The 14,889-nt window shown below is 31.6% G+C and carries 14 protein-coding genes and 3 pseudogenes; 14 read left to right on the top strand and 3 right to left on the bottom strand.

Annotated elements, in window-relative coordinates; translation table 11 throughout:
• Positions 1 to 26: 26 nt before the first annotated feature.
• The gene (gene uidA, locus H1A07_RS04755) at positions 27 to 1,823 is read right to left on the bottom strand and encodes a beta-glucuronidase (RefSeq protein WP_210144460.1); all 1,797 of its coding nucleotides are present in this window, start codon (positions 1,821 to 1,823) and stop codon (positions 27 to 29) included.
• A 506-nt stretch (positions 1,824 to 2,329) separates the two neighbouring features.
• Here uidA and H1A07_RS04750 point away from each other — a divergent pair.
• Positions 2,330 to 2,584, top strand: coding sequence for a hypothetical protein (locus H1A07_RS04750; RefSeq protein ID WP_210145513.1), 255 nt, complete (start codon positions 2,330 to 2,332; stop codon positions 2,582 to 2,584).
• Between the two features lie 60 nt (positions 2,585 to 2,644).
• Positions 2,645 to 3,466: pseudogene (locus H1A07_RS04745) on the top strand (alpha/beta hydrolase).
• 52 nt (positions 3,467 to 3,518) lie between these two features.
• On the opposite strand, the gene H1A07_RS04740 reads toward H1A07_RS04745, so the two are convergent.
• Both H1A07_RS04740 and H1A07_RS04735 read right to left on the bottom strand, forming a co-directional pair.
• The gene (locus H1A07_RS04740; protein ID WP_210144458.1) at positions 3,519 to 3,878 is read right to left on the bottom strand and encodes a type II toxin-antitoxin system mRNA interferase toxin, RelE/StbE family; all 360 of its coding nucleotides are present in this window, start codon (positions 3,876 to 3,878) and stop codon (positions 3,519 to 3,521) included.
• 2 nt (positions 3,879 to 3,880) lie between these two features.
• Entirely contained in the window at positions 3,881 to 4,171 is a 291-nt protein-coding gene (locus H1A07_RS04735) for a type II toxin-antitoxin system Phd/YefM family antitoxin (protein ID WP_244974083.1), read from the bottom strand.
• A gap of 322 nt (positions 4,172 to 4,493) precedes the next feature.
• Here H1A07_RS04735 and H1A07_RS04730 point away from each other — a divergent pair.
• From H1A07_RS04730 to H1A07_RS04675, 12 genes and pseudogenes are all read left to right on the top strand, one after another.
• Positions 4,494 to 4,616: pseudogene (locus H1A07_RS04730) on the top strand (ATPase); the annotation flags it as partial.
• Positions 4,586 to 5,616: pseudogene (locus tag H1A07_RS04725) on the top strand (LLM class flavin-dependent oxidoreductase). The pseudogenes H1A07_RS04730 and H1A07_RS04725, both read left to right, overlap by 31 nt.
• Positions 5,617 to 5,707: 91 nt before the next feature.
• Entirely contained in the window at positions 5,708 to 6,199 is a 492-nt protein-coding gene (locus H1A07_RS04720) for a GNAT family N-acetyltransferase (protein WP_210144457.1), read from the top strand.
• A gap of 1 nt (position 6,200) precedes the next feature.
• Positions 6,201 to 6,857: an HI_0552 family protein gene (locus H1A07_RS04715; RefSeq protein ID WP_210144455.1), complete on the top strand. Its 657-nt coding sequence runs from the start codon at positions 6,201 to 6,203 to the stop codon at positions 6,855 to 6,857.
• Positions 6,858 to 6,935: 78 nt separating this feature from the next.
• Complete coding sequence (locus H1A07_RS04710; RefSeq protein WP_210144453.1) at positions 6,936 to 8,198, top strand: replication-associated recombination protein A; 1,263 nt, start codon at positions 6,936 to 6,938, stop codon at positions 8,196 to 8,198.
• Between the two features lie 54 nt (positions 8,199 to 8,252).
• A complete protein-coding gene (locus tag H1A07_RS04705) occupies positions 8,253 to 9,164 on the top strand; it encodes an amidohydrolase family protein (protein WP_210145496.1) in 912 nt (303 codons plus the stop codon).
• 15 nt (positions 9,165 to 9,179) lie between these two features.
• Positions 9,180 to 9,410 carry a hypothetical protein gene (locus H1A07_RS04700; protein ID WP_210144451.1) on the top strand — a complete coding sequence of 77 codons (231 nt, stop codon included), beginning with the start codon at positions 9,180 to 9,182 and terminating at the stop codon, positions 9,408 to 9,410.
• Positions 9,411 to 9,541: 131 nt separating this feature from the next.
• A complete protein-coding gene (locus tag H1A07_RS04695) occupies positions 9,542 to 10,258 on the top strand; it encodes a Bax inhibitor-1/YccA family protein (protein ID WP_210144449.1) in 717 nt (238 codons plus the stop codon).
• Between the two features lie 296 nt (positions 10,259 to 10,554).
• Positions 10,555 to 11,664, top strand: coding sequence for an ABC transporter permease (locus tag H1A07_RS04690; protein WP_210144447.1), 1,110 nt, complete (start codon positions 10,555 to 10,557; stop codon positions 11,662 to 11,664).
• Positions 11,661 to 12,914, top strand: coding sequence for a tellurium resistance protein TerC (locus tag H1A07_RS04685; protein ID WP_210144445.1), 1,254 nt, complete (start codon positions 11,661 to 11,663; stop codon positions 12,912 to 12,914). Before H1A07_RS04690 ends, H1A07_RS04685 begins: the two co-directional genes overlap by 4 nt.
• 6 nt (positions 12,915 to 12,920) lie before the next feature.
• Entirely contained in the window at positions 12,921 to 13,790 is an 870-nt protein-coding gene (locus H1A07_RS04680; protein ID WP_210144443.1) for an ABC transporter ATP-binding protein, read from the top strand.
• 117 nt (positions 13,791 to 13,907) lie between these two features.
• Positions 13,908 to 14,783, top strand: a complete 876-nt coding sequence (locus H1A07_RS04675) for an aldo/keto reductase (RefSeq protein ID WP_061400597.1) — start codon at positions 13,908 to 13,910, stop codon at positions 14,781 to 14,783.
• Positions 14,784 to 14,889 lie beyond the last annotated feature (106 nt).

Here is a 14,889-nt window from a genome sequence, read left to right as displayed (position 1 = left end):
CACGATTATTTGTAACAACTAAAATATTAATTTAGTTGTTGCCATCTCTTTTTCAATGTAAAGGCAGTATCTTTAGGTTCACGATCACGAGTAAAAATTCCTTTATCGTTACCACCAACGCGCATGATTCCTTCACTCGTCTTAAAGTCAGCAAAGTTCCAAACTAATTCGCCGCAAATAAATGGATATTTTTTAAATATATCAAAATACATTTGATAATATTCATTTTGATATTCTTGGCTCCACATTTCGTCTGGAAGACGATGAGACGAAGATAAAGTGTCAGCACCAAACTCTGTAAATACAAATGGTTTATTTAGCTTTAAGTTTTGCCAGCCGTCTAGTTCATCTTCTAGCATCTTTTTAGCATTAACGATTTCAGGACCACCAGCAACGTACCAACCATAATAACGGTTTAAGCAGACAAAGTCACAAAGTGAGTGAAGCTTATCCACTTTTGGCCCACTACCCATAACTAAAGTTCCAGTATATGGGCGATTTTGCGGATCTAATTTTCTGGCAAAAGCAAAAATGTCTTTGAAATAGTCATAAGATTCTTGAGTAGTTGATTCTGGTTCGTTGAATAAGCTCCAGGCAATCACTGAAGGATGACGTTGATCACGATCAATCATTTCCTTTATTTCTTGTTCATGAACCTTTTTTAATTCAGGCACAGTTTTCGAAGCAAAAAAATGCGATTGATTAGAATTAGTAACATTAAGAAAGTTGGTTATTGAGCGATTAAGACCAACGGCAGGAACCTCATCAATAATCAAAAAGCCATATTTATCTGCATATTGATACCATTCTTCAGCATAAGGATAGTGACTGCTTCTAAAACAGTTAGCGCCAATCCATTTCATGCATTCGTAGTCGCGTTTGATGATGCTTTCGTTAACTGCTTTGCCTAAAACATTAAAGTCTTCGTGCTTGCCAAAGCCTTTTAAATAAATTGGGTGATTATTGAGCAAGATTTTATCATTCACAATTTTAATTGTACGGATGCCGATTCTATCAGCATATTCATCAACGACTTTATCATTTTGAAGCATTTCAATTTTTATTTTATATAAATAAGGATCGTCTAGACTCCAAAGGTGCGGACTTTTAATTGTTAAACTACCAGTATTTTTAGAAGTAACACGTGCGACTTCTTTTTTATTGTCTAAAAGCGTAACTTTAAATTCAGCATTATTATTTGCTTCGATATTGTACGTAATGGCTGCCTTATTATTTGCTAATTGATAATTTAGTTTAAAATTAATGATTTGATTTTGTGGAAGTGCCAATAACCAGACATTACGCATAATGCCAGAATAATTGAAGAAATCAAAGTATGGTTGAGCAAGTTTTTGTCCATTATCTAAAATTTCTTCGGTCCCACAAGGAATAGCTTTTTCTGATAATTCATTATTGACTAAAACAGTAATTCGATTTGCTTGATCATATTGAATATAGTCAGAAATTTTTACTTGAAATGGCAAAAATCCACCTTCATGCTGCCCAACTTCTTGCCCATTAATAAATACTTTTGCGCGATGGGTGACAGACCCAAAGCGAATGTAGAGATCTTTTTCTTTTAAAAAGCTAGGAATAAAGAAGTCTTTTTGATACCAAAAATCTCCAGTATAGTATTTACGGTCTCGCTTAGTAGTTAATTCTGCAAACGTACCTGGTACAGGCATTTCTTCAGGATCAGGCAACTCTTTATTCCATCTCTCGTCAAGACCAACAGAATTAGGATCAGTTTCAAATTTCCAAGTGCCATTCATTAAAGTGTTAAATCGATATTTATTTTGAATTGGATATAGTGCAGATTCCATAGATGAGTTCCCTTTCTAATAAAATTTTTCTCTTATCTATATTGTACGCTTGGAGAGAGTAAATAGATTTGAAAATGGTTTAATAAAGTAAAATTCCTCGACTGTAACCTTGCGTTACAGTTTATTCTATATTATAGGAAATAATTAAGAAAGAGATGTTGAGAGTGGCAGACGATAAATTATTATCGATTTCTGAATTTGCTAAACTACCAGACGAACTTTGATTTTTTATGATCAAAAAGATATTTTTAAGCCATTGGAGACCAGGGAAAAGGATTATCGCTATTATAGCAATGAACAACTATATCAAATTGGTTTATCTTAGGATTACGCGATTTAGGTCTTTCAGTAGAAGAAGTCAAGGATTATTTGAGTGATTCGAGCAGTGATGCTTTAAATAAGAAATTAATTCCCTTGAAAGGTGTTCGGATTTTAAAGTTGATTGTTCGGAAGCAGAAATTGCCTCGGCATATAGTCAGTTTTATCAAGAATTAGGTGCAGGGGTTATGACCACCAAGAATTTATCTGGTTTCATTACAAACTTACCTCAAGCAAAAGCTAATACCTATGTAAATTCCGGTTTTAGAATTATTAAAGAAAAATCATACAATCAAAAAGCCAACATCCCGATTATTAGTCAAAATGATGACAATTACTTGATTGTTAAGATTGAAAACACTAATGAAGGAATTGAAACAGGTTTAGCAGCAATTAGAAAATATGCTCAAGACAACAATTTAAAAATTGGCAATGACTTGTGACAGTTCAATATTGGCTTAAGTATTGAAAAACTTGGTTTAACAAAAAGCGAGTGAAAAATAATGAAATTCATAAAAAGATATTGGGGTTGGATTTTAGGAATAGCATTATTTTTCATTCTTTTATTTCCATCATTAAGTTGGACTAGAAATAATGTTAGGGTCTTAGAAAAACAACATAATTCACAATTATCATCCCTAATTATGATCCCAGGCAGTTCTGCTACTGAAAATCGTTTTGATCGCTTGGTAGCAAAATTAAATCAAAATAATTCTCGTCCTCATAGTTTATTAAAAGTAAAAGTGATGAATGATGATTCTTTGCACTTTACTCGACAAATACGGCGAGGAGATAATGAACCAATTATTGTTGTAGGATTTGAAAATAACAAAGATGGCTATAGCAATATTAAACAGCAAGCTCGTAGATTTAATATTGCTTTTAAGAAGCTGACTGAAATGTATAATTTTAATAATTTCAAGAAGATTGGGCATTCAAATGGTGGCTTGATTTATACGACATTTTTGGAAAATTATTATTTTGAATATTCTTAAGATATGCGAATTAAGCGTTTAATGACTATTGGATCGCCATATAACTTTAACCAGGATTCAACGAGATATCGGAGTGAAATGTTATCTGATTTTATTAGAAATCGAAACAAACTCCCTAAGAACTTAGTTGTTTATTTTGTGGTGGGAACTAAAACTTATAACTCTGATGGGTTGGTGCCAGCAGGGAGTGTTTTTGCTGGTAGATATATTTATCAAGGCGTTGTTAAACCATTTACAACGATTTCGGTTTCTAGTTCAAATGCTCAGCATTCAAGTTTGCCGCAGAATGAGCAGATTGTAGATTTGATTAAACGATATATTTTAGATTGATAATAAAAAATGGAGCTTCACTTTGATATGAAGCTCCATTTTTAACTAGACATTATTTATTTTTTTGATGACGTAATTTGTATTCATCATGAAAAAGTTTTTTGTGTGAACCAATTCTAATTCCAATAACTACTAATGAATTAGTTCTTTTTTTGTATATAACTACTACATCATTTTTATCAGTTGGTTTGAAACTTTTAGGTGTATCCCTTAAATGAAATTCTGAAGTCCCCGCATAATATCCACGTAAGCTATGATCATTAAATTCAGAGGGTAATTCGGAATTTTCTCTTAAAATCGAAATAGCATCTTTAACCTCAGGTATTATAGCAGGGGCTAATTTGCTTAAGTAGTTTAAGTCCTGTACAAATTCTGGTCTGGGAATGAAGTCTAATTTCTTCTTATTTTCCATTTTTATTTAAACTGCTCCCAAAATTTATCGTATTCTTCGTCAGTAGAGATTTTTTCACCTTGTTCAGGAATAATTCCTAATTCCATTAAATGTTCTGCTGCTATAGAGTGCTTGAGAGTGCCAGGCTCAGTTTTAGCATATTTCTCTAGCCAATCAAGCCGATCTTGTGAAATTAGGGCAACACCTTTTTGTTTGGGGCGAGGAATATAGATTGTTTCTTGTTCTTCGGTAACTTTATCCATATAAGCTTTGAAATTTTGTCTAAAATCTGTTTGAGTTGCTGCTAATGACATAGTTAAGCCCCCTTTAATGATTATTGTAATATACACCACATTATAATGTACGTTATAATGTTAATCAATTTTAAAATTTCACTTATATTGAATAATCTTGTTACAAATAAAAGATGCTTAATTTCTAGAAGTGAGTTTAATCCCAATAATAGCAGTAATTAACAAAATCACAAATATCCAAGTGATGGGATTCATTAAATGAAGCAGATCATTTAATAGGTGTATCCTGATTTTTGTTGCCAAAAGATTTTAATTAACTTAATTTATTTACTAAAATGAGACTGAACTTTAATTAATTGAATTCTTTTAGTGGGTGACGACAATGATTCTTAGACAGACTTATATCGATAAACTAAATCAATTACGTGATAAGCAAATAGTTAAGGTTTTAACTGGTGTGCGTAGATCAGGTAAATTAACGATTTTGCAACTATACTTGAAACAACAGGAAAAGCAATTAATCATGATCAAGGAATCAGAGATTTATTAGAAGAAATCATTCTTGCAGATAAATTGAATATTGATGCTTTTGCAATCGGGGAACACCATCGCAAGGACTTTGCTGTTTCAGCACCAGAAATTGTTTTAGCTGCTGCAGCTTCAAAAACTAAACAGATTCATTTGTCAACGATTAATCCAATTAGAGTTTACGAGCAATATGCAACAATAGATGCGATTGCACCGGGAAGAGTTGAAATTATGACTGGTCGTGGATCATTCACTGAAGCCTTTGATTTATTTGGCTATGATTTAGAAAATTACGATGAATTATTTATCGAAAAACTTGAAATGCTACTTAAAATGAATAAGGAAGGAATTCTTGATTGGAAGAAAGGTAAGTTCACGCCTGAAGTTGATCATAAAGAAATTTATCCGCGCACTAAAAAGCCAATCCCTATTTCTGTCGCTACAAGTGGAAGTATAGAATCGACTATCCGAACTGCAAAGTTAGGTTTGCTGATTGTTTATGCAATTATTGGTGGCGACCCGCTACATTTTAAACCACTAATTAGATTATATAAAAGGGTAACAGAGAAAATAGGTAATGATTTAACTACGATGCCAATTGCAGCACATTCTTGGGGCTGGCTGAATCAAGATAAATAAAAGGCTATTAAAGATTATTTTTATCCTACAAAATTGTTAGTTGATCAAATTAGTACGGAAAGACCACAATGGAACGGGATGAGATATGGACAATATCTTGAAGCAGTCGGAGAAAATGGAACAATTTTTGTTGGTGATAGTGAAACTGTTGCTAATAAGATCATTAAAGTTATAGAAGAACTTGGATTGACACGTTTCTACCTCCACTTGCCTCAATGCCGCATGAAGATATCATGAATGCAATTAGAATTTATGGATAAGAAGTTGTGTCGAAGGTAAAGGTATATTTTCAAAAAAAGACTAAGCAAGATCGTCTTAAATTAAAGTGGAAGAATTAAATAGAGAGTAATAATATAGGTTTCAAGAGTCTAGATGACTTTTGAAACCTTTTTTACTTTTAGAGATAAACATAAGGAGGAATGATCTATTATGATTATTCGCACCGTAACAATGGAAGATTTAAACGACATAGTAGAACTAGAATCTGACGCATTTAAGATGACTAAAAAGCGAACTGAACAAGATATGATTGCTAGAATTGAGAATTATCCTGATACTTTTTTAGTTGCGCAAGAGGAGGGAAAAGTGATTGGTCATATTTTTGGTCCCGCTTTTAATAAACGCTATATTGAAGATGAATTATATTTTAAAAATCATCCTAATCAAAAAACTGATCACTATCAAATGGTCTTAAGTTTGGCAGTTTTGCCTGAATACCGCAAACAAGGCGTAGCAACAAAATTAATTGAAGCATTAGCGCAAGAGGCCATAAAGCAAAATCGTCAAGCTATATCTTTAACTTGTTTACCGAAATTGATTAAATTTTATGAAAAACGTGGTTTTCATAATAAAGGCGAAACTAATGACGATATTCCAGATCCAACTGGTGTTACTAGTGTAAATATGGTAAGGACTTTATAAAATGACAGAGTTAACTGAAGAAATGTATGCAATTTTTGATCGGAATGAATTTTCTTTTAAAAAATTGAAGCAGCAATATTCTGAAGATGAATTAGCGCAAGTAAAAACAGATTTTAAAGAAGTTTGGCAGACCTGGAAAGAGGTAAACTTAAATGTTTATCAAAAATTACCACAAGATAAATTTGCTAAAGTTCATGTCGAAAGCTGGACAAATGGTTGGAACTTACGCGATCATTATTGGGCAGCTTTTCGCTTAAATACTATGGCTGATAAAAGTCCATGCATCGGCGTGATGCTTGATAAAAAACAATTACAAGTTTATTTAATGTTTCAGCATTATAAGAGTGAAAAGCGTGGCGATAATCCGGAACAATATAATGAATTACTCGCGGATATTCCAACTTGGGCCAAGAATCACAAAATTAATAATTGGTACTTATGGGATAAAAATGAGATGGAATTTGCTGATCATTTATCTTTGAGTGAATATTTAGCAGATACAAAAAAGCAAACTCTATTTAATGAAGAAGCCGTTAAAACTAGTTTCTTGCTTGGAAAGTTTGCTTTTAGAAATCAAGATCAAGTTAAGGATATGGAAGAGTTTATTTTGAAGGGGATTGAGCAGTTATTGCCACTATATGGAAAGTTAGAATGCTAGATAAGTTTGTCTAAAACAAGCAACTGTGCTAATAATTAGGTAAGATTATAATTTACTATAAGTAAGCGAGTGAATTTTATGCCAATAAGAAAGCCATTAGCAGATTTAATTAGACCCAAGGATTTATCACAGTTTGTAGGACAAAAAGATTTAATTAAAGAAGGCCAACCTCTTTATCAAATTATTAAAAAACATGTGCCAATCTCACTGCTTCTCTGGGGACCACCAGGAACGGGAAAAACTAGTTTAGCTCAAATTATTGCTCGTGAATTTAACTATCCATTGGCAAATTTTAATGCTTCAATTGATAATAAAGCTAAGCTGACCCGGATCATTAATACGTATCCTTATCAATCTTTTGTTTTATTAATTGATGAGATTCATCGCATGACATCTACTTTGCAAGATTTTCTTTTACCTTACTTAGAAAGTGGCCAAATTCTTTTAATTGGTGCAACTACCGAAAATCCAATTATGTCAATTGCCCCAGCTGTGCGATCACGATGTCAGATTTTTGAATTTAAGGCTTTAAGCGACCATGATATTGAGCAAGTTTTGATACGGGCATTAAAAGAAGTCTTTAATTTTAAAGATGAAAATATTGATCAAGAAGCAATTAAGATTATTGCAATTTCTGCTGATGGCGATTTACGTGTGGCATTAAATCTTCTAGAAACTATTCATGCAGTTAATGGCGAGGACCTTTCTGTTGAAAATGTTAAGCAATTTGTTAAAGGCCAACGTTTTGCCTATGACCGAAAGGCGACTAAACATTATGATTATTTAGCTGCTTATTCTGATTCGATGGCCGGTTCTGACACTGACGCTGCTTTGTATTATTTAGCAGTTTTACTTAAAAATGGCGATCTTCCTTCAGTAGTCAGACGTCTGCGTGAAATTCCTTATACATATATTGGCTTAGCTAATCCTGAGCAAGCCACACAAATTGTAATTGCAACTAATCAAGCAGAAAAAATTGGGATGCCTAAGGCAAAATATCCTTTGATGTTTGCCACCATGCTGATGTGTTTATCGCCAAAATCAGGTGCTTTTGATGAAATTTGGCAAAAAATAGATGAAGACAGTGAGTATCCAAGTAAGCATCCCATGCCGCGAGGACTTCGCGATATGCATTATAAGCATTCAGAAGAAATAACTGGTGGCGGACTAATAGATAATCCATTTGCGCAGCCCTTTCAGATTGCAAAGCAAAACTATATGCCTAAGGGACTTGAAGGTAAAAGATATTATTTTGCTAAAGATAATGTTAATGAGAAAAAGCTAGAGCAACAATATTTGAAACTTCATAAATATATTTATGGTAAGGAATATGGAAAGTAGGTCATTTTAATAATTATGCTAAAATGAAGGTGAAAGAGAAAAGAAGGTAATATGATGAAAATAGATGCATTTGCACATATTTTAACACCTGATTTTTATCAGACTATGTTAAAAATTGATGCTACAATTCCACAAAAATATCCTTTTATAAAGATAGAGACTCTAGTTGATTTAAATCAAAGAATAGCTAATTGGCTGGATAAAAATACTAAGCAGGTAATTTCATTTGCTAATATCAATCCAGAAGACTTTGTAGATGGAAAGAAAGCTAGTCAAATTGCACAAGAAGCAAATCAAGAACTGTCTACTATTGTAGCTTCTTATCCTGATTATTTTGAAGCGGGAGTAGGGATGCTAGCGTTAAATAATGTTCCTGCTTCGCTCGAAATCTTAGAGAATATTAAGGCCGATAAAAACTTAGTTGGCGCACAGATTTTTACTCGTCATTTTGGTAAAAGCATTGCTGATCCTGAATTTGAACCAATTTTATTGAAAGCAGCTGAACTGCATCTTCCTTTATGGCTACATCCCGTTTTTGATAATCGAAAGCCAGATAATAATCTAGTATTTTCTTGGGAATATGAACTATCGCAAGCGATGCTGCAATTAGTACAAAATGATATCTTTAAAAAAGCACCTAACTTGAAAATTTTAGTTCACCATGCAGGTGCTATGGTTCCCTTCTTTAGTGGTAGAATTAATCACATTTTAGATCCAGAGCATGCTGAGATGTTTAAGAATTTTTATGTTGATACGGCTATTCTAGGTAATACGCCAGCTTTACAATTAACAATAGATTATTTTGGCATTAATCATGTCTTGTTTGGAACTGATGCTCCGTTTGCAGTAATGCCATCGGGAGCTGATGAGATTGTATCTAATGCAATTGAAAATCTAGATATCTCGGATTTATATGATAAGAAAATATTTGAAACTAATTATTATCATATGCTTGAGAGACAATAAGAGAGAGTGAGTATTATGACTGCAAATGAAAAAATTATCGCACTAGTTAAGCCAGAATATTTAAGTAAAATACCTAAGATTTTTCGTAAGCACGCAACTGAAAATACTTGTAAATTAATTGCGAGGGAGCATTCCGATTTATATAAAGCTTTTGAAGAAGAAGCTAGTGCGGAAGAAAAAGAAAAAATGAAAAAAATAGTAAACGGTATTTTCGAAGAACGAATGAAAAAACATAAAATGTTGTAAAAGCAATCTTTAGCAATTCTTACTGATGATTACTTTTTATTATTCATAAAATAATAGCTCATATTTTTATTTGAATACACTAAGTGCTACATTAAAGATAAAAGAATAATAGGACAATTGGAGGAATGGTTATGTATAATTTTGACCAAGAACCAGAACGTCGCCACTTAGTTGACGAATCTGGATTAAATAGCTTTTTAAGTAAAATTTACGGTTATATGGCTCTTGCAGTTTTTGTATCTGTTCTGAGTGCTTACTTAACGATGACTGTATTTGCTAGACAAATGGTTTCTTTAATGATTCATCATCCATGGACGATGTGGCTTTTATTATTAATTCCGATTGTTCTAACATTTGCAATTAACTTTCAAGCTACGAGAAATCCAGTAGCAAGTTTTATTTTATTGATGATTACAGCGATTATTTATGGAGTAACTTTTGCTTTTATTGCAGGCACATATACCGGACAAGATATTGCTTCTGCTTTTGTTGCATCTGCAACCGTCTTCGTTGTAATGGCCATTTTAGGTACGGTTACTAAAAAAGATTTGAGTAGGTGGGGCTCCTATGCGTCAGCAGCATTAATTGGTTTAATTGTTGCTATGTTAATCAACTTGTTTTTAAAGAGTTCAGCAGCTAATTACATCTTTTCATTCATTGCAGTTATTATCTTCACTGTTTTAACTGCTTGGGATGCACAAAGAATGAAGAATATCTATTTACAATTTGGTGGTGAGCTTCCTACTAATGGATTAGCTATTGTGGGAGCACTTCAGTTATATCTAGACTTTGTTAACCTATTTTTGCAATTTTTAACTATTTTTGGTTCAAATGATAATAATAATTAAAAATCTTTGTTTATAGTATTTACGATATTAGCGATATATTAATTCATCTATTTTTAATAGACTAGAATTATCCTTTGAGTAGGATAACTGAAAGCTTATTGAGAGATTTATCAGTAAATAAAAGCCCATGTTTTACACGGGCTTTTTTGTTGATCAATAATTGTCTGATTGGTCTGATTTAACTAAAAATAATACGAAAAGATAAAAAGGAATATGAAATGTTAATTTTATTTCTTAATATTTTTATTATTTAGTGCTAATATTATACTAAAACAAATTTTAAGGAAGTTGCACCAATGAATCTAACATATCTTAAATCCAACTTATTAATTGTCTTAAAATCAAAGAAAAACCAACTTCTTATTGTTATTCTTGTCCTATTTTCCACCTTTTCTTTATTTATAGTCGAAAATCAAAAAATAGGAGATGGAACTAAAAGCTGGGAAACTTATAGCGAATCCTTGCAGGCTAATTCTAATTATTTTGATAGTGAAATGCTAAAAAAATCTACTTATAAGAATACCTATGACAATTTAAATAAACAAGCTCAAGAATTAGCTAGTTTACAAAATAGTCAAGTATTTACCGATCCTGTGCAATATTTAAACAGCTATCGCAATTTGCTAACTACTATGCAAGCAGGCTATACGAACCACTATGCTGGAGCTAATACATTAAATGTACCATCGCAATTTTTTATTAGTAAAGAATTGAATCGGATTAATTATTTAATTAAGCATAAGATTCCGATTGTAATGAATAATGAAAGTTCAGCAACATATTTAATTTATGTTTTATCATTTTTAGGTACTATTATCTTCTTTTATATTTCTTTCATCTCGTCTGATAGTTGGATTATTAACTTGAAGCATCAATCAGTCTTAAAAAATATTCCTTATTTCTTTAAAGACGAGATAATTGGAAAGATTGGCATTAATTTTATCTTAGTTTTCTCATCAGTATTACTCTCTATAATTGGAGCTTATATATTTGCTGGTATAAAACATAATTTTGTTACTTTAAACTATCCAGTTAATTTTTATTTTACTCATGCACTTACTATTCCTTTGTGGAGTTATTGCCTTGTCTTTTTAGCATATCTTTCCGGATTAGTTATTTTTGTTACAAGTTTAAGTATGTTTTTAAATCAGATAACTAAGAACATTTATTTAACTATCTTCATCGAAGGCAGTATTTATGCTTTATTATTTTTACCAAAAGATATTTTGAAGTGGCTTATATTTTTACCGTCACCATATTTAGATTTAACTAATCTATTTAATGGAGACCTTGCAAATAATTTGCACTTAACCAATATTAATTTTCTTACTGGCTACTTAGTACTTTTGATCTGGTCATTGATTTTGATTTATGCATTTAAGTATCTAGGAGAAAGGAAGGGATGAAAATGAAGAAACAATATTTTATTTTTCAACTAAAATGCTTTTTCACTAATCCTAAAAATATTGGTCTATTCGTTTTAACTTTTATTCTTTCCTTATATTTTGGCTTAGTTAGCGTACCTAATCGGCAAATAATTGAAAAGGTCGATCCTTATGCAATTAAGGGAGAATATCAACGATATAATTTATTCTTGAAAAAAGCAGTAACAAAAATAAATGAAATGCAGAAATCAAAAAATGCACATGAGGTGCCGAATGAAGGATATGTTAATGCTCTAAAAACTTATCCTGCTATTCTAAAATTTGATAAACATCGTCTTCATGGAATTAAGACAAATAATTGGAGAGAATATGCTATTTACTCAAGCAGGTGGTATAAAGATATTGATCATTTGATTTTTGTAGATGAGAATGAACAATTTCTATATCCCGTTCAGTATTATCAAAATAATAATTATAGGGAGGATGGGCACTTTGGTTATCAAAGAACAGCCCATCTATATGACGCTCTAGTAAAAAGTAAACAGCCACTTACTAGGAATACTATCGAGGAAAGAACTACTTTACAAATATTGCAAAACTCTATATCAGGTTGGACAGCTCTAATATTAATTATTATTGTGATATTTTTTGCAGCGGATATTGTGCCTAACGATCGTAAGAATAAATCGGTCTTAAAAAATATTCCCTTAAGTAAAAGTTCTATCCTTTGGATTAAAACACTGGTAGTTGAAATAGGCGTAGGGATAAATTTTTTACTAGCTTTAGTGATAATTACTTTATGTACAGCTCCAAAATACGGCTTTGGCTCATTTAATTTGAGAACGACTTTTTATATGGGAAGATTGTATTTTTTACAGCCTTTTAAATATCCAACTTTAGGAGAATATTTTGGGCAGTTTGAGATTTTTGCCATTTTAATTGTTTTTTTGTTTATTAGGCTTACGATTTTATTTTCTGTAATTTTTAGAAATGAATATATTGCTGAAATATTAGCAACTATGTTTGCAGTTAGTGGAAAAATTTTCTATTTTTCTTTAGGAATGGGATATGTATATCCATTTTTACAAAATTTACCAATGACATATTTCTCTATTGGAGAAAGTTTAACTGGAAATTTAGCATATTTAATGGATTCTCCAGGATGGGGATTTGTAGCAGGACTTTATCCTCTTATTTTTGCTATTTTAATAGTTGAAATTTGTATGATAATTATTAGTCACTCAAATAGAGTTTCATTAGTAAAGGGATGAAATTAAATGCTTAAATTAAAAGATATTACCTTATCTTTTGGTAATCATATTGTCTTAGATGATTTTAATTATAATTTTCAAAATGGAACAATTTATGGCTTAGTTGCACCAAATGGTACAGGAAAATCGACTTTGATCAATGTTATATTGAACAATCTGAAACCTCAAAAGGGATACGTAGAATATAATGAATTACAGTATAATAACGAAAAGACAACAGTTAAATTGCATCAAGAAATTTGTGCTTTTCCCGACCAAAGTGAACTTTTTTCTTTTATGACTGGGAGAGATCATTTAAAACTTTATGCTAACTTATGGCATAATGATCCGCAAAAAGTGAAAGATATTATTTCAACCTTAAAAATGGAAACTTATATTGATCGTAAAGTAGAAACCTATTCACTAGGGATGAAACAACGTTTATGTTTTGCAATGGTGGTAGCTACCAATACGTCAGTCATGCTTTTAGATGAAGTAATGAATGGATTAGATCCCCAAAACGTCCAGTTAATTTCGCATGTATTGTTAAATTTACGGGCACAAGGTAAGTTAATAATTATGGCCTCACATTTGTTGCAAAATTTACAGCAATATGCAGATCAAGTTTTATTTTTAAAGAATGGTAAAATAATTGAAAATCTAAACAATAAAGCTGAAACAAAAAAATATCTAGAATTTCATGATTCAAGTTTGATTAATGATATTCTCGAAGAAAGTAATTATCAAATTCTACCCAATCAAACGATTCTTTTACTAATTGATGAATTAAGTCAAGATAAATTTGACTCAATAATTCATATACTACTTGAAAATAACGTTTCATTTACTGTTGGGAAAATTTCACTAGAAGACTTATTTAACAAGTTTTATGGGTAACTTAACCATTATTTCACTGACCAAATCAAAGATAATGAAAAATAAGCTCTATTAGTTTATTTATTGCATTTTTAGACTTAGAATGAAGGAGAATGAGTAGAAAAGGGAGGACTTAAAATGACAGAAGTTCCAACAATTACATTAAATGATGGCAATAAAATGCCTTTACTTGGTTTAGGCGTCTTCCAAATACCAGATCATGAAAAAGCAAGACAAACAGTTGAGATGGCGTTAGCTAATGGTTATCGGATGATTGATACTGCAGAAGTATATGAAAATCAAATTGCTGTAGGTGAAGCAATTGCAGAAAGTGCAGTTAATAGAGATGATATCTTCTTAACTACAAAAATTTGGGTTTCAAACATGTCATTTGAAAAAGCTACTAAAGCAATTGATCATGACTTAAAAGAATTAGGAACGGATTATTTAGACTTAGTATTACTCCACCAACCATATGGCGATACATTCGGTGCTTGGAACGCTTTAGCTGCTGCTAAGCGCGCTGGTAAAGTTCGTTCAATTGGTTTATCGAACTTTTATCCTGATCAATACATGAACTTAGAGCTTGCTCATGAAGATAAGCCAGCAATTAATCAAATTGAAATTAATCCATGGTTCCAACAAACTAACGATGTTAAATTCTTCCAAGGAAGAGATGTAGCTGTAGAAGCTTGGGCTCAATTTGCAGAAGGAAAACATGATATTTTCAATAACAAGACATTGAAAGAAATTGCTGAAGCTCACCACAAGACTACTGCTCAAGTTATTTTGCGTTGGCTTACCCAACAAGATATTGTTGTTATTCCAAAATCTGTTCATGAAAAACGTCAAAAAGAAAATCTTGATATTTTTGACTTTGAATTAACTAAGGATGAAATGGATAAGATTAAAGGATTAGATAAGGGCGTAAGTCAATTCTTTGACCACCGTGACCCAGCAGTAATTGATGATATTTTCGGCGAAAGTCTAAAGCAATTACGTGATTCAGAATAGCCAGTAATATTAATCTAATAGAAATAGATAGAAGCATTATTTATGTTTCTATCTATTTTTTATTCACTATAATTCCAATACCAAATATGATATTTTAAAGATATTA

The sequence above is a fragment of the Lactobacillus taiwanensis genome (assembly GCF_017894345.1).
Taxonomy (GTDB): domain Bacteria; phylum Bacillota; class Bacilli; order Lactobacillales; family Lactobacillaceae; genus Lactobacillus; species Lactobacillus taiwanensis.
This window is presented reverse-complemented; position numbering and strand designations above follow the sequence as displayed.